Source organism: Streptacidiphilus sp. P02-A3a (genome assembly GCF_014084105.1).
Taxonomy (GTDB): Bacteria; Actinomycetota; Actinomycetes; order Streptomycetales; family Streptomycetaceae; genus Streptacidiphilus.
Genome location: NZ_CP048289.1, coordinates 4,827,343 through 4,849,260 on the forward strand (window position 1 = coordinate 4,827,343; position 21,918 = coordinate 4,849,260).

The window sequence follows — 21,918 nt, forward strand, 5'->3', positions numbered from 1 at the left end:
CTGCCGGACCGGCCGCGGGCAGGGGTGGTCAGCGGCGGCGTTCCGCGGGCGTGAAGTCCACCGCTGCCGTGTCCACCGCGCCGGCGGTGCGGCCCGGGGCGGTGTGGTACTTCCAGTACAGGTTCGTGTGCGCGATGACCTGCTCCGGTGCGGGCGCGCCGTAGGCGGTCAGGTCCTCGGTCGTGTGCGCGTCAGCGACCAGGGTCGCGTCGTATCCGCGGACGAGGGCGCCGTGCAGGGTGGCCCGGACGCACTGGTCGGTCTGGGCGCCGGTGACGAACAGGCGGCCGATGCCGTGCTGGGCCAGTACCGCTTCGAGGTCGGTCTCCTCGAAGGAGTCGGGGTAGCGCTTGTGCACCAGGGGCTCTGTCCCCTCGCGGACCAACTCCGGCACGTACTGCCACTGGTCGCTGTCGATCGGCAGGTCCTCGCTCGAGTGCTGCACCCAGATGACGGGCACGTCCCGCGCCCGGGCCTTGGCGGCCAGGGTGGCGATGTTCGCCACGACGGCCTCGCGGTTGTGCGCACCGCCCACGACTCCGTTCTGGACGTCGATGACAAGCAGCGCGGTGTTCGGTCGTGCGGACAAGGTCGTCATGCTCGCTCCCGGCTTGAGTGGCTCACTGCTTCCGGCCACCGTACGACGACCCACTGACAGGTTCCCCGGCGGCCGCAGCCGGCTTCGCTCGGAGCGGCGCGCCCCTGGGGTGGGTAGCCTCCCAGGATGACTGCGACATCCGACATGACTGCGACATTCGACGAGACGGTCCGCGCCCGGCTGCGGGCAGATGAATCCGTGGGTTGATTTATCTACGCGGTCTGTGACTGTCGCGTACCACGTACAGGATCCGGCGCTGCCGCTCGTTCAAATGCGGCGTCACCGCCTCGAACTTCGCCCGTGACGACTCCAGGGTCGTGGACTGACGCGGTGGCTGATGCTCCGTTTCCAGTCCCCGACCCTACTTGGCGCGGGCCGCGGCGGGGGCAGGGGCAACCTGTCCACCGCCCCCTGCTGTCTGATCATGAACAGGCTGAACAGGTCTGCGACGCGCGGGCGTACCGCCGGGCGGCTCCAAAGCGGTTAAGTGGTCTCGCCCCATCCCCACGCCCGAGGGCAGAGGGCGAGTCGCTTCCCCCCGGGCTGCTCGCCGGTGCACTGGATGTCCCCGCCCTGCGCACGGACCTGGCAGCCGGCGACCTGGTGGTGTGCGACCGGGCGCTGCGCGGCGAGGGCACCTCCGCCCACTACCTGCCGCCGGGCGACCACGCCCACCCGGACCGCCACCTCACCGCCGCGCTCGCGCGCGCTGTCGCCGACCGCGGGTCCCGCCCGCGCCTCGGAGGGACGTGGACCACCGACGCTCTCTACCGCGAGAGCGCGACCGAGGTCCGCCTGTACGCCCGACACGGCGTCCTGACCGCCGACATGGAGGCGGCCGCTCTGTTCGCCGTCGGCCGGTACCGGCGGCTGCCCGTGGCCGCTGCCTTCGCCGTCGCCGACTCCCTGGTCACGCGCGCACCGCGCACCGACCACCCGTCAACCTCCGGCTCCCTCGACCTCCTGCTCGCCGCGGCACTGGACGCCCTCGTCGCCTGCGCCAGCGCCGGTCCGGGCACCGCGGCCACTAGGGTGGGCACCGGTCGCGAGCACCAGAGCCCGGAGGAACGGCGTGGCTGAGCTGCCAGGGCTGTTCGTCGTCCTCGAAGGCGCGGACGGCTGCGGGAAGAGCGGCATCACCGTCGCACCCCCGCCCAGCTTGCCGCCGACCTGTGCGACTTGATCGAGCACCGCACCCGGTCAACCGTTCCCGCCCCGGAGCCCACATGAGCAGCGACCCCAGCAGGCCCACCGTCGACGCGGTGGTCCTGACGATGAACGACCGCCCCGCCGAGTTCCCCAGGGCAATGACCTCGCTGCTCGAACAGGCAGGCGTTGACCTGCGCGTGGTCATCGTCGGCAACGGCTGCGAACCCGACTACGTCCCCGACGGCGTCACCGTCGTCACCCTGCCGGAGAACCTCGGGATCCCCGAGGGCCGCAACGTCGGAGCCGACGCCCTGGCCGGCCCCGACGCCGGCGAGTTCCTCTTCTTCTACGACAACGACGCCGACCTGCCCGAACGCGACATTCTGGCCCGGCTCGTCGACCAGGCCCGCCGCCACCCCGAGGCGGCCTACATCCAGCCGCGCATCGCCGACCCCGACACCGGCGTCACCGTCCGCCGCTGGGTACCCCGGCTACGAGCCGCAGACCCCACCCGGCCCGGCACCGTCACCGCGATGGCCGAGGGCGTCGTCCTGATCCGCCGGACGGACTTCGAGCACGCCGGGCGCTGGCCGGGCCACTTCTTCCTCTACCACGAAGGATTCGACCTCGCGATGAGGCTCTGGGACCAGGGGCGGACAGGTTTCTACAGCCCGGAGATCATCGTCCACCACCCCGCCAGCAACCCTGCCCGCCACGCCCTCTACCTGCGCCTGGTCGCCCGCAACCGGGTCTGGGTCGCCTACCGGCGCCTGCCCGCGCCGCTCGTCCCGATCTACATCACCTCGTGGATCGTCATCACCGTCGCCCGGCTGCGCTCGCGCACCAGCCTGGCCACCTGGTTCGCCGGACTCGGTGAAGGCCTGCGAGGCGGCCACGGCGAGCGCCGCCCGATGGCCTGGAACACCGTCTGGCGGCTGACCCGCGCCGGACGCCCCCCGATCGTCTAGACGAGTGGTTCCGAAGTCCTGTGACGGAGCGTTTGGGCTGGCGGATGAACTCTTCAGCGAGCCGCGAGCCCAAGGTGGCCAGCGCCTTTGGGGGTGGCCGTGCGGTGCGCTCAGCCCCGCACGGCCACTCTTCCCTGTGGCGGTGTGCTGGACGTTTACCTCAGCGGCCGGGGTGTCGCCTCATGGCTGTCGTAGGGACGAGTGATGATCTCCATGCCGTGGCCAGCCGGATCGAAAAAGTACACCCCGCGCCCACCGTGGTGGTGGTTGATCTCGCCCGGCTGCTTCATGTGCGGGTCGGCGTAGTACGTGATCGCGGCCTGCTGGATCCGCTCGAACGCCGCGTCGAACTCATCCTCGGAGATGAGGAAGGCGTAGTGCTGCATGGTGATCGACTCGACCGGGATGCTGACGAAGTCCAGGGTGACGCCGTTGCCGGTGGCGACCGGAACGAACGGGCCCCACTCGATCCCGACCTCAAGGCCCAGGATCCTCGCCAGGAACTCGGCGGATTCCCGGTTGTTCCGGGCGTGAACGATGGTGTGGTTCAACTCGACTGACATGTGCGGAATGCCTCCGTAAGGCACCTCGCGGACACCTCCATGCCTCACCCAGCCGGTGACCGACACGCGATGCCGCGCCCACGACCCTATGCGGCACGGCTCCCATCGTCGAGTGGCACTGGCCGCCAAGTACCTCGCGCGGACACGCCAACTCGGGCGCTCATCCACAAGTTCCGGCCCGGCAAAGGGTAGAGGGCGTCCAAGATCAGTTTGTGACAACCGACCTGAACACCCTCTTGACCGCACTTTACGTGAAGATCGACGACGAGATCGGAGGAACCCGATGGATGGGACGACCGCCCCTGCTCAGCGACTCCGAACTTGTCTGTCTCGCGGTCGCCCAGGCCCTGCTCGGCTACCACTCCGAGGCCCGCTGGCTGCGCTATGCCCGCAAGAACCTGTCCGACATGTTCCCCTAGCTGCCCCAACGGCTGGGCTACAGCAAGCGGTTGAAGTCCGCACTGCCACTGCTCAAGCGCGTGATCCGCGAACTCGCCATGGACAGCGACTTCTGGACCGACACGGTCTGGATCGCCGACTCGACCCCGGTGCCCTGCGGCATGTCCCGCCCGACCGTCCAGCGATCGAACATGGCCGGATGGGCCTGCTACGGCTACTGCGCCTCCCACTCCCGCTTCTTCTGGGGCCTGCGCCTGTACCTGGTGTGCACCCCGACGGCATGCCGATCATGTGGGCGCTGGCCAACCCGAAGATCGGCGAACGCGAGGTCCTGTCCGCGATGCTCGAAGTCGACGCCGACCTGGTCGCCGAGCGCGAGGGCATCCTGCTCGTCACGGACAAGGGCTTCGCGTCCAAGCCGTTCGAGAAGGACCTCGCCGAGCAGGGCATCGAGCTCCTGCGACCGTCGCTCAAGCGCGAGAAGAAGCGATACGGCGAGCGATGCTCAAGAAGGTCCGCCAGCTGATCGAGTCGGTCAACGACACCCTCAAAGGGCAGCTTGACCTGGAACGCCACGGCGGACGGACCTTCGAGGGCGTTGCCGTCCGGGTGACCCAGCGGGTCCTCGCAATGGCCGCCGGCATCTGGCACAACAACCTCATCGGCGCACCGGTCACCCGCTCGCTGATCGCCTACGACCACTAATCACTTCGGATCTACTCGTCTAGTAGTACTTCGTTAAGTTTGGTTGATGTGGGTGCTGTTGATCGGGCATCATGGCCGACGTGGATTTGGGGGAGATCGAGCAACTCCGTGGTGAGCTGGCCGAGTTCGTCGGTGAGGTATTTGCGTCGGTGCGGCGTCGTGACGTGCGTGGGTGGGGTGACTGCTACCTGCGCGGGCTGATGCTGGACGGCCGTCGCAAGTCGGTCCAGCCGATGGCGGCGCGGTTGCCGGACGGGGACATGCAGGCGCTGCAGCAGTTCGTGAACCAGTCGCCGTGGGACCACGCGGCGGTGCTGCGGGCGGTGGCGCTCAAGACGGTGCCGGCGGTGGACCCGGTGGTGTGGGTGATCGACGACGTCTCGTTCCCCAAGGACGGGCGGATGTCGGTCGGTGTGGCGCGGCAGTGGTGCGGGGCGCTGGGCAAGCAGTCCAACTGCCAGGTCGCCGTCAGCCTGCACGCCGCCTCCGACACCGCGTCCGTGCCGGTCTCCTGGCGGCTGTTCCTGCCCGAGGGGTGGCAGGACGACGCCGACCGGCGCACTCGCGCCGGTGTCCCCGAGGAGGCGGGACACCGTGAGAAGTGGCGGCTGGCCCTGGACCTGATCGACGAGGCTGTCGGCTGGGGCCTGGAGCCGAAGGTCATTGTCGCCGATGCCGGCTACGGACAGAACACCGCGTTCCGCCAGGGCCTGGCCGACCGGGGCCTGGACTTCGTCGTCGCCGTGCGCGCGGACGAGTCCGCACACCCGCAGCACGCCGTTCCCACCGCCCCGCCCTGGTCCGGCACCGGCCGCGTCCCCGCCACCCGCTACCGCGCCAGGGCCGCCGCGCTGAGTGCACTGGCGGCCGACGGCGGGCGGGCCGCGTTCCGCCGCTCCACCTGGCGCCACGGCTCCAAAGGCCCGATGCACTCACGCTTTCGGACGCTGACCGTGCGCCCCGCCGGGGTCGCCGCCCGCCGCCACGCCATGGCCGCCGCCGGCGGCGCCGCGGCCTGGGACGGCGTACTGCCCGCCACCACCCTGCTGTGCGAGTGGCCCACCGGGGAGAAGGCCCCCACCGAGTACTGGCTGACCAGCCTGCCCGCCGACACCGCGCTGCGACACCTGGCCCGCCTGGCCAAGATGCGCTGGCGCATCGAGCACGACTACCGCGAGATGAAGCACGGCCTGGGCCTGGACCACTTCGAAGGCCGAACCTGGCGCGGCTTCCACCACCACCTCGCCCTGGTCACCGCCGCCCACGCCTTCCTCACCCTGCGCAGACTCGACCCAAAAGCCCAAGCGCCGGCCTGACCCTCTACCAGGTCCTCGACCAGATACAGGACCTGCTGAACTGCTGGACCGGCACCTGCACCACCTGCCAACGCCCCCTACCCGCAAGCACAACCACGCACAACGCCCGCCCACCAAACCAAACTTAACGAAGTACTACTAGTGCTGCGCCGCAGAAGTTCGTAGAGGGTTCAGGCCACCGGGCTGCCGAGGTAGAGGCTGCAGGCACAGTCGAGGCATTCCTCGGGGCTGCCGGCAGGGAGGCCACTGGGTAGCACGTTGTCCGTGTAGCCGTCTCGGCTGGCGAGGTAGAGCGCGAAGCCCCAGGTGTGCAGGACACCGGTGAAGCGCAGGCGGCATAGCTGCAACCGTTTGCCGTCCTTCAATTCGCCGTCCACGTAGGCGAATCCGGCGAGGAAGCGGACCTGCACCCGGGCCAGCTGCGGCCAGTGCTCGCCGACGTGCGCGTTCAGCCGGTGGCGCAGGTGGTGCTGCATGGACTCGGGCGGGTTCTTCGGCACGGGCCCCATCCTGCCGCCCCGACCGTCCTTCCGCCATGATCACCGCTCATGGCGGAGGGCTCGGGACGGTGTGCGGCGGTGGCCGTGGCAGTGGACGAGGTGACGCGCAGTGAGCTGGAGCGGATCGCGTCCTCGGTGAAAGCGCAGGTGCGGCAGGTGCTGCGGGTCCGGATCGTGCTGAAGGCAGCCGACGGAGCGGGCAACGCGGCGATCGCCCGCCGGCTGGCGGTGAGCGTGAACACGGTCCGCAAGTGGCGCGGGCGGTTAGCCGAGCTGGGCCTGGAAGGCCTCAAGGACGGCGCCCGCTCGGGCCGACCGCGCCGCTACGGCGACCTGGTGCGTGTCGCGGTGGTCGCCGCAGCCACCAGCGTCCCGGTCGGCCCCGCCGCGACTTGGACCCATGCCTCGATCGCCGACCAGGTCGCGGGCACCGTGTTCGCGCCGATCTCCGCCTCCCAGGTCGGCCGGATCCTTGCCGACCTGGACCTCAAGCCGCACAAGGTGAGCGGCTGGCTCACCCGCCGCGACACCCTCGACTTCTGGGAGCGCGTCAAGGACATCTGCAAGCTGTACCGCAACCCGCCGACCGGGGCTCTCGTGCTGTCCATCGACGAGAAGACCGCGATACAGGCCCGCGAGCGCCGCTACCCGTCACAGCCCGCCCAACCGGGCCGAGCGGCCCGGCGCGAGTTCGAGTACCGCCGCCACGGCACCGCCTCGATCGTCGCCGCGCTCGACATCACCACCGGCCAGACCCTGATCGAGACCATCGAACGGAACAACGCGGCGACCTTCACCACCTTCCTGGACCGGCTCGACCGGCTCCTGCCGCGCGACAGGGACATCCACATGGTCCTCGACAACGGCTCCTCCCACACGGCGAAGCACACCAAGGCGTGGTTGGCCGCCCACCCGCGCTGGCACATCCACTGGACCCCGCCCCACGCCTCCTGGCTCAACCAGGTCGAACTCGTCTTCTCCGCCCTGACCCGCGCCGTCCTCCGGCACGGCGACTTCACCAGCCGAAGCGATCTGATCGAGAAGATGGACGCTTGGACGACCCAGCGGAACAAGCACGCCCGCCCCTTCCGCTGGACCTACGACGGCACCCCGCTCAAGGAAGCGGCCTGACCCCTCCACTAGCTTCTGCGTGGCAGCACTAACGGCCCCAGGAAGACCTGTGCGCTTCGGCTTGCCGCCGATACCGGCCGAGCTCCTCCATCACACGGCCACGGAGCAGCTCGTACTCCTCTCGGAGCCGACGCCAATCGGTCACAGGGGGCCGAGGGATGACAGTGCCGCCAGTGACGATCTCCTCATGCCGGAACTGCTCGCGGGTAAGGTCGATCTCGACTCCCAGCCCTATGCGGTTCCACCAGTGGTAGTCCCTGAACTCGCCGTTGATCTGCACCTCGCCGCGGATCAGCTCGCCACCGAGCAGGTCGTTGAGGACCATCGCGGTAACTCCGCACTGGCCCCGGGCCGGGTCGTCCGCGCTCCACCGCAGCCGGCCCTCCGGCGGGCACGTGTCGGCGCCCCAACTGCTGCGAACGGCGCGCTCGATGTCAATAAGAAGCAACGTCACGACGAGCATCCTCGCAACGGTCACTGACAACGCGCTCGGCGATCCTGAGACACCACTGACGGCAGGCACGCACCACCGCCAGAGGCCCTCCACGAACTTCTGCGGTGCAGCACTAGTAGTACTTCGTTAAGTTTGGTTTGGTGGGCGGGCGTTGTGCGTGGTTGTGCTTGCGGGTAGGGGGCGTTGGCAGGTGGTGCAGGTGCCGGTCCAGCAGTTCAGCAGGTCCTGTATCTGGTCGAGGACCTGGTAGAGGGTCAGGCCGGCGCTTGGGCTTTTGGGTCGAGTCTGCGCAGGGTGAGGAAGGCGTGGGCGGCGGTGACCAGGGCGAGGTGGTGGTGGAAGCCGCGCCAGGTTCGGCCTTCGAAGTGGTCCAGGCCCAGGCCGTGCTTCATCTCGCGGTAGTCGTGCTCGATGCGCCAGCGCATCTTGGCCAGGCGGGCCAGGTGTCGCAGCGCGGTGTCGGCGGGCAGGCTGGTCAGCCAGTACTCGGTGGGGGCCTTCTCCCGGTGGCCACTCGCACAGCAGGGTGGTGGCGGGCAGTACGCGTCCCAGGCCGCGGCGCCGCCGGCGGCGGCCATGGCGTGGCGGCGGGCGGCGACCCCGGCGGGCGCACGGTCAGCGTCCGAAAGCGTGAGTGCATCGGGCCTTTGGAGCCGTGGCGCCAGGTGGAGCGGCGGAACGCGGCCCGCCCGCCGTCGGCCGCCAGTGCACTCAGCGCGGCGGCCCTGGCGCGGTAGCGGGTGGCGGGGACGCGGCCGGTGCCGGACCAGGGCGGGGCGGTGGGAACGGCGTGCTGCGGGTGTGCGGACTCGTCCGCGCGCACGGCGACGACGAAGTCCAGGCCCCGGTCGGCCAGGCCCTGGCGGAACGCGGTGTTCTGTCCGTAGCCGGCATCGGCGACAATGACCTTCGGCTCCAGGCCCCAGCCGACAGCCTCGTCGATCAGGTCCAGGGCCAGCCGCCACTTCTCACGGTGTCCCGCCTCCTCGGGGACACCGGCGCGAGTGCGCCGGTCGGCGTCGTCCTGCCACCCCTCGGGCAGGAACAGCCGCCAGGAGACCGGCACGGACGCGGTGTCGGAGGCGGCGTGCAGGCTGACGGCGACCTGGCAGTTGGACTGCTTGCCCAGCGCCCCGCACCACTGCCGCGCCACACCGACCGACATCCGCCCGTCCTTGGGGAACGAGACGTCGTCGATCACCCACACCACCGGGTCCACCGCCGGCACCGTCTTGAGCGCCACCGCCCGCAGCACCGCCGCGTGGTCCCACGGCGACTGGTTCACGAACTGCTGCAGCGCCTGCATGTCCCCGTCCGGCAACCGCGCCGCCATCGGCTGGACCGACTTGCGACGGCCGTCCAGCATCAGCCCGCGCAGGTAGCAGTCACCCCACCCACGCACGTCACGACGCCGCACCGACGCAAATACCTCACCGACGAACTCGGCCAGCTCACCACGGAGTTGCTCGATCTCCCCCAAATCCACGTCGGCCATGATGCCCGATCAACAGCACCCACATCAACCAAACTTAACGAAGTACTACTAGAACACCCGAAGGCGGCGTCTCCGGCTTCAGAACCTCCCCCCTCGACCCGCGGTACGGTGATTCCCCACCCATCAGTTCGCCTGGTTCATGGTCGTTAATGGGGCGTGAGTTGACAGCGCTAAAGACTCCCAACCACCAGATCGCCGCAGCTATCGAAGAAGCCGGGTACACGTACGAAGCCCGCCCGGACCGCTCGCGGGCCGGGCAGCGCAGGATCTCGGGAGCGCCTGCGAGGTGCCGTCGTCACGCCAGGTGCAGAAGTAGTACCTGACCGGCCGGCAGGGGCAGGTCGGCGGCATGTACGACCACTGGCAGCCGGTCCGGCCCTGGTAGCGGATCGCGTTGACGATCTCGCGCGTCCGGTGACGGCCCTGATGGTCACTCACCGGGGGCCGCGCTGCCTTCCAAGCCGTGATCACCGGCTCGATCGGCGCCGCACCGCTCATCCGTCACATCGCTCGGGTAGCCCGTACGTACCTGGGTGTCGAGCGCTTCGAGTGGACCGTGCCGGGTGAGCGGCGGGTCGCGGTGATCGTGCGCCCGGTCAAGCTGCGGCACATCCTCGGAGTGGAGCGGTTCGGCCCGACGGCCGCGCCCCCGCTCCCGCCGCTCGCACTGGACGGGACGCCGCAGCGACGACACCCGCGCCCCGCGACGCCCGGACTCCGCGCGTCCTCCCCCCTGATGGGAGGTTCCTCCAGGAGAATGGCGGTGTCTGCGCCGTCGACCGCCAGGAGGCTCCATGGCCGCCAGTCATACCGTGGTGCTGCTCGGCTTCCCCGACCCGACCGTGCCGCGCGGCGTTCCAGGAGGCCAAGCATCTTCCGGGCCTGAGCCGGGCCGCGGTCCTGGCGCGGTCGCAGGAGGGGGGAATCGCCCCGGTGGAGGGCTACGCGCGCGGCCGCGGTCGCCTCCGCGCTGGGAGCAGGCGTGCTCGGCGGGCTGGTGGGGCTGCTCGCCGGTCCGGCCGGAGCCATGGTGGGCTTCACCGCCGGCGCGGCACTCGCCACCACGGCCGAGGAACGCCGTGAGTTCGCCGAGACTCCCGCCCTGATCGTGCTGGGTGCCCGCGTGGCCGAGGGCTCCGCCTTGCTGGTGCTGGAACTGCACGAGTCCTCCCCCGGTCCGGTCGACGGCTTCGCCGCTCGCCACGATGCCGCTCCGAGCGGAATCCCCGCCGAGGAACTGGCTCACCAGGTCGAGCGGTCGAGGACGCCGCCACAGCCGAGTCCCGGCCCGACACCGGGCAGTAGCACGGGGTCCGTGGAGGTCCGTCGAAGCGACCGCAGGTGGGGAGCCGGGTCGTGACGCTGCCCCGTCGGCTGGGAGGCCCGGATGCCCGAAGGTGACTCCGTCTTCCGGATCTGCGCGGAACTGCACGGCGCCCTGGCGGATCGTGTCCTGACCCGCGCCAACCTGCGCGTCCCGGCCCACGCCACCGCCGACCTGGCCAGGGCGGCGGGTCCTGGAGGTGGTCCCGCGCGGCAAGCACCTGCTCACCAGGATCGACGGCGGGCTGACTCTCCACACCCATCTGCGGATGGACGGCCGCTGGCGGCTCTACAGCACCGGTGAACGCTGGACCGGCGGCGCGGCACACCAGATCAGGGTCGTCCTGGGCAATGCCGCGCGGACCGCGGTCGGCTACGGCTTCCCGTGGTGGAACTGATGCGACCTGCGACGAGCACAAGGCCGTCGGGCACCTGGGCCCGGACCTGCTGGGACCCGACTGGGACGCCGCCCGGGCACTGCGGCGATTGTCCGATGATCCGCTGCGCCCGCTGGCCCTGGCTCTGCTGGACCAGCGCAACCTGGCCGGAATCGGCAACGTCTACGCCAACGAGCTGTGCTTCCTTGGCCGAGTCAGCCCCTGGACCCCGTTCGGCGAGGTCCCGCGGCCCGACCGGCTGCTCGAACTGGCTCACCGGGTCATGGAACTGAACCGGCTGCGCCCCGGCCACACCACCACCGGCGACACCCACCCGGACCGGCGTCACTGGGTCTACGGCCCGCGCGGGCCGCCCCTGCCGCCGCTGCGGCACCCGCATCACCCGCTCGACGATCGGGAGTCCGCCCCAGCAGCGCGTCGTCTTCTGTGCCGAAACTGCCAACCGGGGCCCGCCGTCCCGGTTTCCCCCTGAACCGGTACTCCATGACCGGTACTCCATGCCCGGGCGGGTGGGAGGCGCAGATCAGGATCACCGTCGGCGGCCCCTCGCGCGACCGCGCGGCCCGCGGTGCGGTCGTGTGCTCAGGGGAACCAGGCCTGGCTCTGCACGAACGCGGCCAGCTGGGGCGCGGGTCATCGGCGGCTCGCTCCAGCCGGGCACCCGGCTCCCGGCACCGGCGAGGCCGCCGTCGTTGTCCAGGGCGACCACTTCGAGGGTGCGTCCGTCGGGGTAGCTGATGCCCGGCCTCGACGCCGATGGTGCCGCTCTCGGTCCAGGCGCCGACGGGCAGGTTCTGCAGGTAGAGCCAGGCCCCGTCCGCCAGCTTGGTCGCGCCGCACTTCCAGGCGGGCGGTTCGTCGCTGCACGCGTCGGCGCCGAAGGGTCCGAAGGGGCCGCTGGGCGGGACTGGCTGCCGGGTCGTACGACTCGATCATCAGGCCCGCGCTGAGGCCGTGCCTGGTGATCAGGTAGTTGCCGTCGAACCGGGAGGTGGCGTAGGCCCTGCTGGAGGAGTCGCCGGGGCTGGGCGACAGGTCCTTGAGCCTGGCGACGGTGCCGCTGCCGCGCGGGAGCAGGGCCGCGATCGTCGCCGTGGGGTCGGCCGCCGGTGCGGGACGGGCGGCGGGCGGCACGGTGGCCGTGGCCGTCACCGGTCCCCGGCCGGGGCGGTGGCGTGCGGCAGCGCCAGGCCGCCGGCCGCGACCGCCGCCAGTCCGGCGCCGGTGGCCAGCAGCGTCGCGGTACGCCTGCGCCGCCGGTGGCGGGCCGCGTCCGCGAGCACGGTCTCGGTGGTGTCCTCGCTGGGCACGGCCAGGCCGTTCAGGGCGTGGTCGAGCAGTTTCCTTCACGGTGTAGTCGGTCACCGGATCACCTCGCGCATCTTCGATGCCTCCTCGTCCTCCACGAGTGTGCCGATCGCGCCGCCCAGGGCTTCGCGGAGCACGGCCAGGCCACGGGCGGTCTGGCTCTTGATGGTTCCCTCGCTCACGCCCACAGTTCGGCCGTCGCCCTGGACGCTCTGGTCCTCGAAGAACCGCATGACCAGGACGGCTCGCTGACGTGGCGCCAGCCGTTGCAGCGCGCCGCGCACCGCCAGCCCCAGGTCGGTGTCGCTGCCCTGGACGGGGACGTCGGGCAGCGAGTCGTGCGGCTCCTCCCGGTTCCACAGGCGTTTGCGGGAGGCGATGAAGGTGGTGACCAGGACGCGCCGGGCGTACGCGTCGATGTGGTCGATCCGGCGCCGTCCCCGGTGCGCCATCACCACCTTGATCAGCGTGTTCTGTACCAGGTCCTCTGCCGCGTGGACGTCGCCGCACATCAGGTAGGCGCTGCGCAGCAGCGCGTTGCGCCGGTGGCTGAGGAACTCGCGCAGCTCTGTGTCCTCACTTGGCACTGTCTCGCCCCCTCTGGGTCGGTGGTACCGCTCTCTACTCGTAAGGAGGGGCTGGGGCGGCCCACGGGTTGCCGGGAGGTTGGTCCAGAGGGTTGACGGGGTCATGCGGCCCGGGTTCAATCAGGTCTTGAATTAAGTGGTGGACGGCTGGTCGCCCCCGCTTGAACTCCTGAACGCACCGTCCCAGTGGAACCTGTCGCGCCGTGGTCGCCCGCGGACGGGCGGCGGCCGCGGTTCTGCCACCCGACAGGGCCCCGCTCACTGCTCAGTCCGCGGTCCGCGCGCTCGGGAGCGTGGCGGCGCGTGGACGTCTGGAGGCACTGGTGCACCTGTCCCGTACCCCATCGAGACTCCGGTCCTGGCGTGTTCTGGCCTGGCTGCGGCCACCGCGCTGTCCGGCCTGACGGCCGGGGTCGGCGCCGGACCGGCTTCGGCCGCCGCTCCCGCGACCGCCACCGCGGCCTGTCCCTGGGTCGACTCCACCGCGCCCGTCTCCCAGCGGGTGAGCGAGGTCCTGGCCAAGATGTCCTGGCGCAGGAGATCTCCTTGGTCACCGGCTCCGCGGGTTCGAGTTATGTCGGTTTCACCCCCGCCATCGGCTCGTTGTGCATTCCGGCGATGAACCTGGAGGACGGTCCGGCGGGCGTCGGCGACGGGATGAACAACGTCACCCAGCTGCCCGCCCCGGTGGACGTCGCGGGCGACCCTGGGACACCTCGGCCGAGCAGACCTACGGGCAGGTGATCGGTGCCGAGCAGGCCGCCAAGGGCAGCACCGTGGACCTCGGGCCGACCATCAACATCGTCCGCGACCCGCGCTGGGGCGGGCCTTCGAGTCGGTCGGGGAGGACCCGTACCTGAACGGGACGCTGGGCGCGGCCGATATCCAGGGTGTCCAGTCGACCGGGACGATGGCGCAGGTCAAGCACTTCGCGGTGTACAACCAGGAGACCAACCGGAACACCGCCTCCGACAACGCGGTGGTCAGCACCCAGGCCGAGCAGGAGATCTACCTGCCGGCCTTCCAGGACGCCGTCCAGCAGGGCGCGGCCTCCTCGGTGATGTGCTCCTACAGCAGCGTCAACGGCACTGCCGCCTGCCAGAATCCGTACCTGCTGAGCACGGTGCTGCGCCAGCAGTTCGGTTTCGGCGGCTTCGTCACCTCCGACTGGGGCGCCACCCACTCCACGGTGGCCTCGGCCGACGCCGGTCTGGACCAGGACATGCCGGGCAACGACGGCTACTACGGCGCCACCCTGCAGAGCGCGATCAGCTCCGGCCAGGTCAGCCAGGCGACGCTGAACACGGCGGTCTCCGGCATCCTCACCGAGATGTTCGGCTTCGGGCTGTTCGACAAGGCTCCGACCGGCTCGCCCGACCAGAGCGCCACCAGCGGCACCGACACCTCGGACGCGCTGAACCTGGCCGAGGAGGGCACGGTGCTGCTGAAGAACAGCGCGGCGTGCTGCCGCTCGGCTCAGCCGACTCCTCGGTCGCGGTGATCGGCGCGGACGCCTCGACCAGCCCGCTGACCGCGGGCGGCGGCAGCGCCTCGGTGAACTCCAGCGGCACGGTCACCCCGCTGCAGGGGATCACCGCGGCGGCGCCCGGCGGCGTCACGGTCAACTACAACGCGGGCACCTCGAACAGCTCGGCGGCCTCGCTGGCCGCCTCGTCCTCGGTCGCGGTGGTCTTCGTCGGCAACGACGAGTCCGAGGGCAGCGACCTGAGCAGCATCGACCTGTCCAGCTCGGAGAACTCGCTGATCTCGGCGGTGGCGGCGGCCAACCCGAACACGGTGGTGGTGCTCAACACCGGCTCGGCGGTCACCATGCCCTGGCTCTCCTCGGTCAAGGGCGTCCTTGAGGCCTGGTACCCGGGGCAGGAGGACGGCTCGGCCATCGCCGCGCTGCTGTTCGGCAACGCGACCCCTCCGGCCACCTGACCGTGACCTTCCCGACCTCGCTGTCCCAGGTCCCGGCCGACACCGCGGCCCAGTGGCCCGGCACCAACGGGACCGTGCAGTACTCCGAGGGCATCGACGTCGGCTACCGCTGGTACGACGCCAACAACCTGACGCCGCTGTTCCCCTTCGGCTACGGCCTGTCCTACACCAGCTTCTCCTTCAGCAACCTGCGCGTCGGCACGCTGAGCGCGGGCGGCCAGGCCACGGTGACCGCGACCGTCACCAACACCGGCAGCCGGGCCGGGGCCGACGTGGCCCAGCTCTACGTCTCCGACCCGGCCGCCTCCGGCCAGCCGCCCAAGCAGCTGGAGGGCTTCTCGCGGGTCAGCCTGCAACCGGGGGCCAGCCAGACGGTGACCTTCCCGCTGACCCAGAGCAACCTGCGCTACTGGAACTCCGGCAGCAATGCCTGGGCCACCAGTACCGGCAGCTACGGCATCGACGTGGGTGACTCGGACGCGAGCCTGCCGCTGACCGGCACGCTGCCGGTGACCTCGGCGCAGCTGGGCCAGCCGGTCTCGGTGACCGCCCCGGGCCCGCAGGAGGGCCTGGTCGGGGTCCCGGTCTCGCTGCCGGTCAAGGCGACCGACTCGACCAGCGGCCAGAGCCCGGTGTTCACCGCCACCGGGCTGCCGGCCGGTACCTCGATCTCCGGTTCCGGCACGGTCACCGGTACCCCGACCACGCCGGGCACCAGTACCGTCCAGGTCACCGCCAAGGACGGCGACGGGGCGCTGGCGAGCAGCTCGTTCGTCTGGACCGTCGAGCCCGCCAGTACCGCCCTGCCGGCGGCCGCGCTGGACGGCTACCAGGGCCTGTGCCTGGACGTCGCCAGTGACAACAACACGCCGGGTACCGCGGTGGACGTCTACACCTGCAACGGCACCGACGGCCAGCAGTGGAGCGAGCTGGGCAACGGCACGGTCCAGGCCGACGGCGACTGCCTGGACGTGGTCGGCGGCGGTACCGCCAACGGCGCCCTGGTCGACCTGTACACCTGCAACGGCACCGGCGCCCAGCAGTGGGTGCCGCAGTCGGACGGGGCGCTGCTCAACCCGCAGTCCGGAAAGTGCCTGGACGACACCGGTTGGTCGACCACCGCGGGCACGCAGACGCAGATCTGGAGCTGCACCGGCGGGGCCAACCAGTCCTGGACCCAGCCCTGACGACCTGTCGCGGCGGGGTCTCCCGCTGAGCTGACGAGCGCCCCACCGAGGGCGGCGGCCACCGTGGCCGGCGCCGGGTGGGGCGCTCGGCCCTGCCGCGCGGCTGGTCGACCGGTGGTGCGGCGTGTCGCGCGGCGGCCGGGCCCGGGGTGGCGTACCAGTCGAGGCATGAAACAACGTACACGAAGAGCGGTGACGGTCGGTCTGGCCGCGGCCGCCTGCACGATGACGGTCGGGGCCGCGGGCCTCAGCACCCCGGCGCACGCCGGGCCGCGGGCGGGGGCGGCCGAGGAGCCGGGGCTGGTGGTCTCGATGGGCGACAGCTTCATCTCCGGCGAGGCCGGGCGCTGGCAGGGCAACAGCCCACGGTGACCGGCAGCCGCAGCGGCACGGACCGCGCCTACCAGGGTGGCGCCTACCTGCCCGCGCTGGTGTACGGCGAGAGCTACGCGACCACTGCAACCGCTCCGACTCCGCGGAGATCGACACCGCCCGGTTCACCGAGCCGCTGGTGGACCCCGAGCGCGTCAACCTCGCCTGCTCCGGGGCCCTGGCCAACGCCGTGTACACGAAGGCGGACGGCGGGCAGCCTTCAAGAGCGAACCCCCGCAGGCCGACCAGCTGCGCGAGGTGGCCACCGGGCACCGGGTGCGGCTGATCGCCCTGTCCGTGGGCGGCAACGACATCGGCTTCCAGGACGTCATCATCGCCTGCACCAAGGAGTTCCTGAAACCGGGCAGCGGCCACTCGTGCGCCGCCGCGCAGCAGGAGGCGGTGGAGGGCCGGTTCGCCCGGATGCGCGAGGAGGTCGCCAAAGCGGTGCGCAGCATCCGCGCGGTGATGCGTGGGACGGGAGCCCAGGACGGCTCCTACCGGCTCGTCCTGCAGTCCTACCCCTCTCCCCTGCCCGATGCCGCCCGGGACCGGCTACCCGGCCCGGGGGTAACCCGCTTCACCGTGGGCGGCTGCCCGTTCTCCGACACCGACCTCGACTGGGCCACGACACCTGGTCCCCGAGATGACCGCCGAACTCGCCCAGGTCGCCACCGAGGAGCACACCGAGTTTCCTCGACCTGTCCGCGCCTTCCAGGGCCGGGAGGTCTGCGCCACCGGCACCCAGCAGGCCACCGGCACCGCGCCGCCCGCCCCGCCACCAGCGAGTGGGTCCGCTTCCTGGTCACCGGGACTCACCCAGGGCGAGCGCCAGGAGAGCCTGCACCCGGACTTCTACGCCAGCTCGCCCTGGGCCGCTGCCTGGCCCTGGCCGCCGACCGGCCCGAGCCCGAAGGGCACTTCCGCTGCACCGACACCCCGGGCAGCGGCCCGGAGGCGATGGCCGTGGCCCTGGAGTAGCGCCGCGCCCCGAGCGGGTCCCCCCCCGGGGTCGGGCCCGGCGCCGGGGGTGCCCCGCGGGTTCCGGGGCACCGCTGCGGCGTCCGGTCAGCGGGTGGCGAGGAGTTCGAGCGTGTCGATCACGCGGTTCGAGAAGCCCACTCGTTGTCGTACCACGCGACCACCTTGACGTGGCGGCCGTCGACGCGGGTGAGGGCCGAGTCGAAGATCGACGAGGCGGGATTGCCCGTGATGTCGGACGACACGAGCGGGTCCTGCGAGTATTCGAGGATGCCGGCGAGCGGTCCCCGCGCCGCGGCGCGGTAGGCCCTCCAGCACGTCGTCGCGGGTGACCTCGGCGGGCGACGGTCGTGTTGAGTTCGACGATCGAGCCCACCGGCACCGGGACCCGGATCGAGTCGCCCGTCAGCTTGCCGTCGAGGTTCGGCAGCACCAGGCCGATCGCCTTGGCGGCGCCGGTCGTGGTCGCACGATGTTGACGCCGGCGGCCCGGGCGCGACGGGGGTCGCGGTGCGGGCCGTCCTGCAGGTTCTGCTCCTGCGTGTAGGCGTGCACCGTGGTCATGAACCCGTGCTCGATACCGGCGAGTTCGTCCAGGACGGCGGCCAGGGCGCGAGCGCGTTGGTGGTGCAGGAGGCGTTCGAGACGATCGTGTGCGCGGCCGGGTCGTAGGCGTCGGTGTTGACCCCGAACGCGAGGGTGACGTCGGCGCCGTCGGAGGGCGCGCTGACGAGTACCTTCCTGGCGCCCGCGTCGAGGTGGGCCTGGGCGGCCTTGGCCGAGGTGAAGCGGCCGGTGGCTTCCAGGACGATGTCGACGCCCAGTTCGGCCCACGGCAGCTGCGCCGGTTCGCGCTCGGCCAGTACCGTGATCCGGCGGCCGTCGACGACGAGGGCGTCCCCCTCGACGGTCACCGGGCGCCCGAGCCGGCCGGCGGTGCTGTCGTAGGCGAGCAGCCGGGCGAGCGCGGCGGGCTCGGTCAGGTCGTTGACGGCGACGACCTCCAGGGTGCTGTCGCGCTCCAGCAGTGCGCGCAGCACGTTGCGTCCGATGCGGCCGAATCCCGTTGATGGCGATGCGAGTCATGAGTGGTATCCTTCCTTTCCCCACCAGCCTCGCTCGCGGCCGGCGCCGCTGACAGTGGCGGGATCGCCATGGTTCAAAAGGATCACGCCACACCCGTGGGCGGGGTCACTCGCCCCGGGTGAAGGTGCGCCGGTACTCGCTCGGTGTGGTGCCCAGGATGCGCTGGAAGTGCAGGCGCAGGTTCGCGCCGGTGCCGAGCCCGATGTCGGCGGCGATCTGCTCGACACCGCGCTGTGAGCGTTCGAGCAGTTCCGGGCCAGGTCGATGCGGGCGCGCATCACCCACTGCATGGCGTGTAGCCGGTCTCCTCGACGAAGCGCCGGGAGAACGTGCGCGGCGAGACTCCCGCCTGCCGCGCCAGGGTGTCCAGGGTCAGCGGCTCGCCGAGCCGGTGCAGCGCCCACTCGCGGGTGGCGGCGAACCGCTCGCCGAGCGGCTCGGGGACGCTGCGCGGCACGTACTGGGCCTGGCCGCCGCTGCGGTAGGGGGCGGCGACCAGGCGCCGGGCCGCGTGGTTGGACGCGGCCACGCCGAGGTCGCCGCGCAGGATGTGCAGGCACAGGTCGATGCCGGAGGCGGCGCCGGCCGAGGTGAGCATGCTGCCCTCGTCGACGAACAGCACGTTCTCGTCGACCCGGATGAGCGGGTGCCTGGCCGCCAGTGCCCGGGTGTAGTGCCAGTGCGTCGTGGCGCGCCTGCCGTCGAGCAGGCCCGTGGCGGCGAGCGCGAAGGCGCCGGTCGAGATGGCGGCGAGCCGCGCGCCGCGGTCGTGGGCGGCGATCAGGGCCTCGACGACGGCCCGCGGCGGGGCGGTCGCGGTCCGGGAACCGGTAGCCGGGCACGAAGACGATGTCGGCCCACGCGAGCGCGTCCAGGCCGTGGGCGACGGAGTAGGCGAGGCCGTCGCCGCCGGCCACCAGGCCCGTGCCGCCCGCACACCCGCACCTCGTAGGGCATGCTCGCGCGGGTCGTGAAGACCTGCGCGGGATTCCGACATCGAGCGGCTTCGCACCTTCGAGCACCAGGACGGCGACATGATGCGGGCGGGGTGGGCACAGGAAGAGGTTACGTGCGACGGCGGGGGTTCGGGCCGGTGCGCCCCGGCTCGCCCTCCGCGGACTTCAGAAGCACCGCTTCGCCGCACCGGCGACGGTGCGGCCGCCGGTCACGGGAGGAGCGCCGACGCGGCTACCCGGCCGGGGACGCGTAGCCTGGGGCATGCGGTCGAGCGTGGATGGACGGGCGCCGGTGTGGGATGTCGTGGCCCCGGCGGGCCCGGTCGGCTGCCGGGGGTCCGCATGGCCGGGTTCCGGGACGGCGGCGCGGCATCGGTCTGCCAGCGGGTGATCCCGCATCCGTCCCTGATGCTGGCGGTGGAGTTCGGCGCGGATTCGCCGATCGTGACCGATGCGGCCGGGCGGCGGCACCGGGGCAGTGTCGCCGCGGGCTCGGGCTGGGCGGAGCGGTGTGGGTGCGCGGCGAGAACGTCGAGTGCCTGCAGGTTCGCCTGTCCCCGCTCATCGCGCACACGGTGCTGGGCGTGTCCCCGGCCGATCTGGACGGCTTCGTGGCCCTTGACGACCTCTGGGGCGGGGCGGCGGAACGGATCCGCGAGCGGCTGGGCGAGGCCTCGTCGTGGCAGGAGCGCTTCGCCGTGACCGAGGCGCTGCTCGAACGGGGCTTTCGGGAAAGGACGCCGGTCGATCCGGAGGTGGCGTGGACGTGGCGGCGGATCGTCGCCGGGCGGGGCCGGGTCGCCGTCGAGGCGCTGGCGGCCGAGGTGGGCTGGAGCCGCAAGCGCCTGTGGTCCCGGTTCCGTTCGCAGGTGGGGCTGCCGCCGAAGCGCGCCGCGCGGCTCGTGCGCTTCGACAGGGCGGTGCACCGCCTGGCCGCGGGCGACAGCGCGGCCCGGGTCGCGGCGGACGGCGGCTACGCGGACCAGTCCCACCTGCACCGTGACGTGGCGGCCTTCGCCGGGGTCGCTCCGTCGGCCGCGGCCCGCGAGCCGTGGCTGACGGTCGACGACGTCGCCTGGCCCGACGGCCCCCGCTGACCGGCTCGCGGACCGGTCGTGCGCGGCGGGTCAGGTGGTGACGCCGGCGACGGGTTCGAGGCCGTAGCTGCGGGCGTAGCCGTTCTCGGTGCCGACCAGCAGGTCGACGACCTCGAAGTAGTGGTCCCAGAACGGGGTTTCGCGCAGTGCGTCGATCAGGAGTTGGTAGGCGTGGTGGTCCTCGGCCTCCCACACCCAGACGTCGGTGACGCGCGCGGAGTAGAACTCGGTGTCGTAGAAGCGGGACCGGACGCCGCTGGTCCGGGCTTCGATCGCGGGCAGGACCTGGGTGGTGAAGGCGGTGACGCGTTCCGGGACGGTCAGGGCGAGCCAGGCGGGTGTGGTCTTGACCAGGATGAACGCGGTGACCGGTGGTTCGGTTGTCGCGGCGGGCGTCGGCTCGGCGGGCGTCGGCTCAGCGGGCATCGGGGTGCCTCCGAAGGTGTGGGTGGTGGCGGGGTGGGCGCTCAGGGCTGGAGGGCGGGCTTGAGGGTCCGGGCGCACCACTGCGCGAAGCCGGTCGGGGAGGCGGTCTCCGGGGTGCGGGTGACGCCGGAGTCCAGGCCCTGGTCCTTGGCCCGCTTCATGTCGACGATGCCCTGGACGAAGGCCTCGTTGAGGCCGTAGCCGACGAGGGTGGTGCGCAGTTCGTCGAGCGGCTGGCGTCGGTAGCGGACTGGGCGGCCGAGCTGCTCGGTCATGATGCGGGCCAGGTCGTTGGGGGCCAGGTCCTGCGGCCCGAGGACCGGGACGCTGTCGGTTCCGCTCCAGGAGCGGTCAAGCAGCAGGCCGGCGGCGGCGGTCGCGATGTCGGCGCAGGCGACGAGGGGGGCCTTGCGGTCGGGGTCGACGGTGTCGGTGAAGACGCCGTGGTCGCGGATCGAGTCGGTCTCCTCCAGGAGGTTCTCGAAGAAGGACGGGTTGGCCAGGGCCCGGTGGGCGACGCCGGCGGCGGCGATGAGGTCGTCCATGGCCAGGGAGGCGGTGACCAGGCCGGCGCGGTCGGCGAGCGGGGTGCCGCGGCCGAGCGCGGAGACGCCGACGACGTGGCCGACGCCGTGGGTGGCGAGTGCCTTCGCGGCGGGGCCGGTGAAGCCGCTGTAGGCCTCGTGCGGGGTCAGCGAGGCGTCCGGGGGGACGAGCCAGAAGACGGCGTCCGCGCCCTGGAAGGCCCGGTCCAGGACGTCGGGGTCCGCGTGCGAGCCGGTGACCACCTCGACGTGTCCGTGGGCCGCGTCGGGGAGCCGGGCGGGGTCGCGCACGACCACGCGCAGTTCCTCGCCTGCGGCGGGGGCGGACTCCAGGAGCCGGGAGAGCAGGTGGCGGCCGATGTTCCCGGTGGGAGCGGTAATGACGATCATGTAAGCCTCGCGGGTTGTGCCGGATCGGTACGACCCCCAT

General features: G+C 71.6%; 23 protein-coding genes and 4 pseudogenes. 14 read left to right on the forward strand and 13 right to left on the reverse strand.

Annotation, left to right across the window (positions count from 1 at the left end; genetic code table 11):
• Window positions 1-28: 28 nt before the first annotated feature.
• Complete coding sequence (locus tag GXP74_RS20995; RefSeq protein WP_182452849.1) at window positions 29-598, reverse strand: cysteine hydrolase family protein; 570 nt, start codon at window positions 596-598, stop codon at window positions 29-31.
• 330 nt (window positions 599-928) lie between these two features.
• Between GXP74_RS20995 and GXP74_RS41870 the strand changes: the two genes are divergently transcribed.
• Window positions 929-1,678 carry a hypothetical protein gene (locus GXP74_RS41870; RefSeq protein WP_225448070.1) on the forward strand — a complete coding sequence of 250 codons (750 nt, stop codon included), beginning with the start codon at window positions 929-931 and terminating at the stop codon, window positions 1,676-1,678.
• A 146-nt stretch (window positions 1,679-1,824) separates the two neighbouring features.
• Window positions 1,825-2,715 carry a glycosyltransferase family 2 protein gene (locus GXP74_RS21005; RefSeq protein WP_182452847.1) on the forward strand — a complete coding sequence of 297 codons (891 nt, stop codon included), beginning with the start codon at window positions 1,825-1,827 and terminating at the stop codon, window positions 2,713-2,715.
• Window positions 2,716-2,870: 155 nt separating this feature from the next.
• Here the strand turns inward: GXP74_RS21005 and GXP74_RS21010 are convergent, their stop codons facing one another.
• The gene (locus tag GXP74_RS21010) at window positions 2,871-3,278 is read right to left on the reverse strand and encodes a VOC family protein (RefSeq protein ID WP_182452846.1); all 408 of its coding nucleotides are present in this window, start codon (window positions 3,276-3,278) and stop codon (window positions 2,871-2,873) included.
• A 212-nt stretch (window positions 3,279-3,490) separates the two neighbouring features.
• Between GXP74_RS21010 and GXP74_RS21015 the strand changes: the two are divergent.
• Together GXP74_RS21015 and GXP74_RS21020 are read left to right on the forward strand one after the other, a co-directional pair.
• Window positions 3,491-4,382 (forward strand): annotated as a pseudogene (locus tag GXP74_RS21015) (IS982 family transposase).
• An 80-nt stretch (window positions 4,383-4,462) separates the two neighbouring features.
• Window positions 4,463-5,698: an IS701 family transposase gene (locus tag GXP74_RS21020; RefSeq protein WP_182456524.1), complete on the forward strand. Its 1,236-nt coding sequence runs from the start codon at window positions 4,463-4,465 to the stop codon at window positions 5,696-5,698.
• 170 nt (window positions 5,699-5,868) lie between these two features.
• Here the strand turns inward: GXP74_RS21020 and GXP74_RS21025 are convergent, their stop codons facing one another.
• Complete coding sequence (locus GXP74_RS21025) at window positions 5,869-6,198, reverse strand: hypothetical protein (protein WP_182452845.1); 330 nt, start codon at window positions 6,196-6,198, stop codon at window positions 5,869-5,871.
• A gap of 78 nt (window positions 6,199-6,276) precedes the next feature.
• On the opposite strand from GXP74_RS21025, the gene GXP74_RS21030 reads away from it, so the two are divergent.
• A complete protein-coding gene (locus GXP74_RS21030) occupies window positions 6,277-7,329 on the forward strand; it encodes an IS630 family transposase (protein WP_225448069.1) in 1,053 nt (350 codons plus the stop codon).
• Between the two features lie 28 nt (window positions 7,330-7,357).
• Here the strand turns inward: GXP74_RS21030 and GXP74_RS21035 are convergent, their stop codons facing one another.
• From GXP74_RS21035 to GXP74_RS21045, 4 genes are all read right to left on the reverse strand, one after another.
• Window positions 7,358-7,792 (reverse strand): hypothetical protein, encoded by a 435-nt coding sequence (locus GXP74_RS21035; protein WP_182452844.1) that lies wholly within the window; start codon window positions 7,790-7,792, stop codon window positions 7,358-7,360.
• A 245-nt stretch (window positions 7,793-8,037) separates the two neighbouring features.
• Window positions 8,038-8,361: a transposase gene (locus GXP74_RS42230; protein ID WP_225448080.1), complete on the reverse strand. Its 324-nt coding sequence runs from the start codon at window positions 8,359-8,361 to the stop codon at window positions 8,038-8,040.
• The gene (locus tag GXP74_RS21040; RefSeq protein ID WP_225448081.1) at window positions 8,259-9,278 is read right to left on the reverse strand and encodes an IS701 family transposase; all 1,020 of its coding nucleotides are present in this window, start codon (window positions 9,276-9,278) and stop codon (window positions 8,259-8,261) included. Before GXP74_RS21040 ends, GXP74_RS42230 begins: the two co-directional genes overlap by 103 nt.
• 201 nt (window positions 9,279-9,479) lie before the next feature.
• Window positions 9,480-9,776, reverse strand: a complete 297-nt coding sequence (locus tag GXP74_RS21045; RefSeq protein ID WP_182452916.1) for a transposase — start codon at window positions 9,774-9,776, stop codon at window positions 9,480-9,482.
• 484 nt (window positions 9,777-10,260) lie between these two features.
• On the opposite strand from GXP74_RS21045, the gene GXP74_RS21050 reads away from it, so the two are divergent.
• Both GXP74_RS21050 and GXP74_RS21055 read left to right on the forward strand, forming a co-directional pair.
• On the forward strand, window positions 10,261-10,638 hold the full coding sequence (locus GXP74_RS21050; protein ID WP_182452917.1) for a hypothetical protein: 378 nt from the start codon (window positions 10,261-10,263) through the stop codon (window positions 10,636-10,638).
• Between the two features lie 27 nt (window positions 10,639-10,665).
• Window positions 10,666-11,471, forward strand: a pseudogene (locus tag GXP74_RS21055) (DNA-formamidopyrimidine glycosylase family protein).
• Window positions 11,472-12,147: 676 nt separating this feature from the next.
• On the opposite strand, the gene GXP74_RS21060 reads toward GXP74_RS21055, so the two are convergent.
• A complete protein-coding gene (locus GXP74_RS21060; RefSeq protein ID WP_182452918.1) occupies window positions 12,148-12,309 on the reverse strand; it encodes a hypothetical protein in 162 nt (53 codons plus the stop codon).
• A gap of 51 nt (window positions 12,310-12,360) precedes the next feature.
• The gene (locus tag GXP74_RS21065; RefSeq protein WP_225448082.1) at window positions 12,361-12,894 is read right to left on the reverse strand and encodes a SigE family RNA polymerase sigma factor; all 534 of its coding nucleotides are present in this window, start codon (window positions 12,892-12,894) and stop codon (window positions 12,361-12,363) included.
• 546 nt (window positions 12,895-13,440) lie between these two features.
• Between GXP74_RS21065 and GXP74_RS40675 the strand changes: the two genes are divergently transcribed.
• The 6 genes from GXP74_RS40675 (at window position 13,441) to GXP74_RS21080 (ending at window position 17,378) form a co-directional block, all read left to right on the forward strand.
• On the forward strand, window positions 13,441-13,638 hold the full coding sequence (locus GXP74_RS40675) for a hypothetical protein (protein WP_225448083.1): 198 nt from the start codon (window positions 13,441-13,443) through the stop codon (window positions 13,636-13,638).
• Between the two features lie 73 nt (window positions 13,639-13,711).
• A complete protein-coding gene (locus GXP74_RS40680) occupies window positions 13,712-14,395 on the forward strand; it encodes a glycoside hydrolase family 3 protein (RefSeq protein ID WP_225448652.1) in 684 nt (227 codons plus the stop codon).
• Window positions 14,356-14,838, forward strand: coding sequence for a glycoside hydrolase family 3 C-terminal domain-containing protein (locus GXP74_RS40685; RefSeq protein ID WP_225448084.1), 483 nt, complete (start codon window positions 14,356-14,358; stop codon window positions 14,836-14,838). Before GXP74_RS40680 ends, GXP74_RS40685 begins: the two co-directional genes overlap by 40 nt.
• A gap of 2 nt (window positions 14,839-14,840) precedes the next feature.
• Window positions 14,841-16,025 carry a ricin-type beta-trefoil lectin domain protein gene (locus GXP74_RS40690; RefSeq protein WP_225448085.1) on the forward strand — a complete coding sequence of 395 codons (1,185 nt, stop codon included), beginning with the start codon at window positions 14,841-14,843 and terminating at the stop codon, window positions 16,023-16,025.
• Between the two features lie 192 nt (window positions 16,026-16,217).
• Entirely contained in the window at window positions 16,218-16,397 is a 180-nt protein-coding gene (locus GXP74_RS21075) for a hypothetical protein (protein ID WP_225448086.1), read from the forward strand.
• A 258-nt stretch (window positions 16,398-16,655) separates the two neighbouring features.
• Complete coding sequence (locus GXP74_RS21080) at window positions 16,656-17,378, forward strand: hypothetical protein (protein WP_182452921.1); 723 nt, start codon at window positions 16,656-16,658, stop codon at window positions 17,376-17,378.
• Between the two features lie 87 nt (window positions 17,379-17,465).
• Here GXP74_RS21080 and gap read toward each other — a convergent pair.
• Together gap and GXP74_RS21090 are read right to left on the reverse strand one after the other, a co-directional pair.
• A pseudogene (gap, locus tag GXP74_RS21085) lies at window positions 17,466-18,464 on the reverse strand (type I glyceraldehyde-3-phosphate dehydrogenase).
• Window positions 18,465-18,569: 105 nt separating this feature from the next.
• Window positions 18,570-19,522, reverse strand: a pseudogene (locus tag GXP74_RS21090) (GlxA family transcriptional regulator).
• Between the two features lie 413 nt (window positions 19,523-19,935).
• On the opposite strand from GXP74_RS21090, the gene GXP74_RS21095 reads away from it, so the two are divergent.
• Entirely contained in the window at window positions 19,936-20,517 is a 582-nt protein-coding gene (locus GXP74_RS21095) for a helix-turn-helix domain-containing protein (protein ID WP_370468448.1), read from the forward strand.
• A gap of 30 nt (window positions 20,518-20,547) precedes the next feature.
• Here GXP74_RS21095 and GXP74_RS21100 read toward each other — a convergent pair whose 3' ends face one another.
• A complete protein-coding gene (locus tag GXP74_RS21100) occupies window positions 20,548-20,943 on the reverse strand; it encodes a darcynin family protein (protein ID WP_182452922.1) in 396 nt (131 codons plus the stop codon).
• A 41-nt stretch (window positions 20,944-20,984) separates the two neighbouring features.
• Entirely contained in the window at window positions 20,985-21,878 is an 894-nt protein-coding gene (locus tag GXP74_RS21105) for an NAD(P)H-binding protein (protein ID WP_182452837.1), read from the reverse strand.
• Between the last annotated feature and the right edge of the window lie 40 nt (window positions 21,879-21,918).

What these genes read in the sequence shown, in the direction of transcription:
- GXP74_RS20995 (WP_182452849.1), bottom strand. Translation starts at nt 598, where the DNA reads ATGACGACCTTGTCCGCACGACCGAACACCGCGCTGCTTGTCATCGAC.
- GXP74_RS21005 (WP_182452847.1), top strand. Translation starts at nt 1,825, where the DNA reads ATGAGCAGCGACCCCAGCAGGCCCACCGTCGACGCGGTGGTCCTGACG.
- GXP74_RS21010 (WP_182452846.1), bottom strand. Translation starts at nt 3,278, where the DNA reads ATGTCAGTCGAGTTGAACCACACCATCGTTCACGCCCGGAACAACCGG.
- GXP74_RS21035 (WP_182452844.1), bottom strand. Translation starts at nt 7,792, where the DNA reads ATGCTCGTCGTGACGTTGCTTCTTATTGACATCGAGCGCGCCGTTCGC.
- GXP74_RS42230 (WP_225448080.1), bottom strand. Translation starts at nt 8,361, where the DNA reads ATGGCCGCCGCCGGCGGCGCCGCGGCCTGGGACGCGTACTGCCCGCCA.
- GXP74_RS21040 (WP_225448081.1), bottom strand. Translation starts at nt 9,278, where the DNA reads ATGGCCGACGTGGATTTGGGGGAGATCGAGCAACTCCGTGGTGAGCTG.
- GXP74_RS21045 (WP_182452916.1), bottom strand. Translation starts at nt 9,776, where the DNA reads ATGAGCGGTGCGGCGCCGATCGAGCCGGTGATCACGGCTTGGAAGGCA.
- GXP74_RS21100 (WP_182452922.1), bottom strand. Translation starts at nt 20,943, where the DNA reads ATGCCCGCTGAGCCGACGCCCGCCGAGCCGACGCCCGCCGCGACAACC.
- GXP74_RS21105 (WP_182452837.1), bottom strand. Translation starts at nt 21,878, where the DNA reads ATGATCGTCATTACCGCTCCCACCGGGAACATCGGCCGCCACCTGCTC.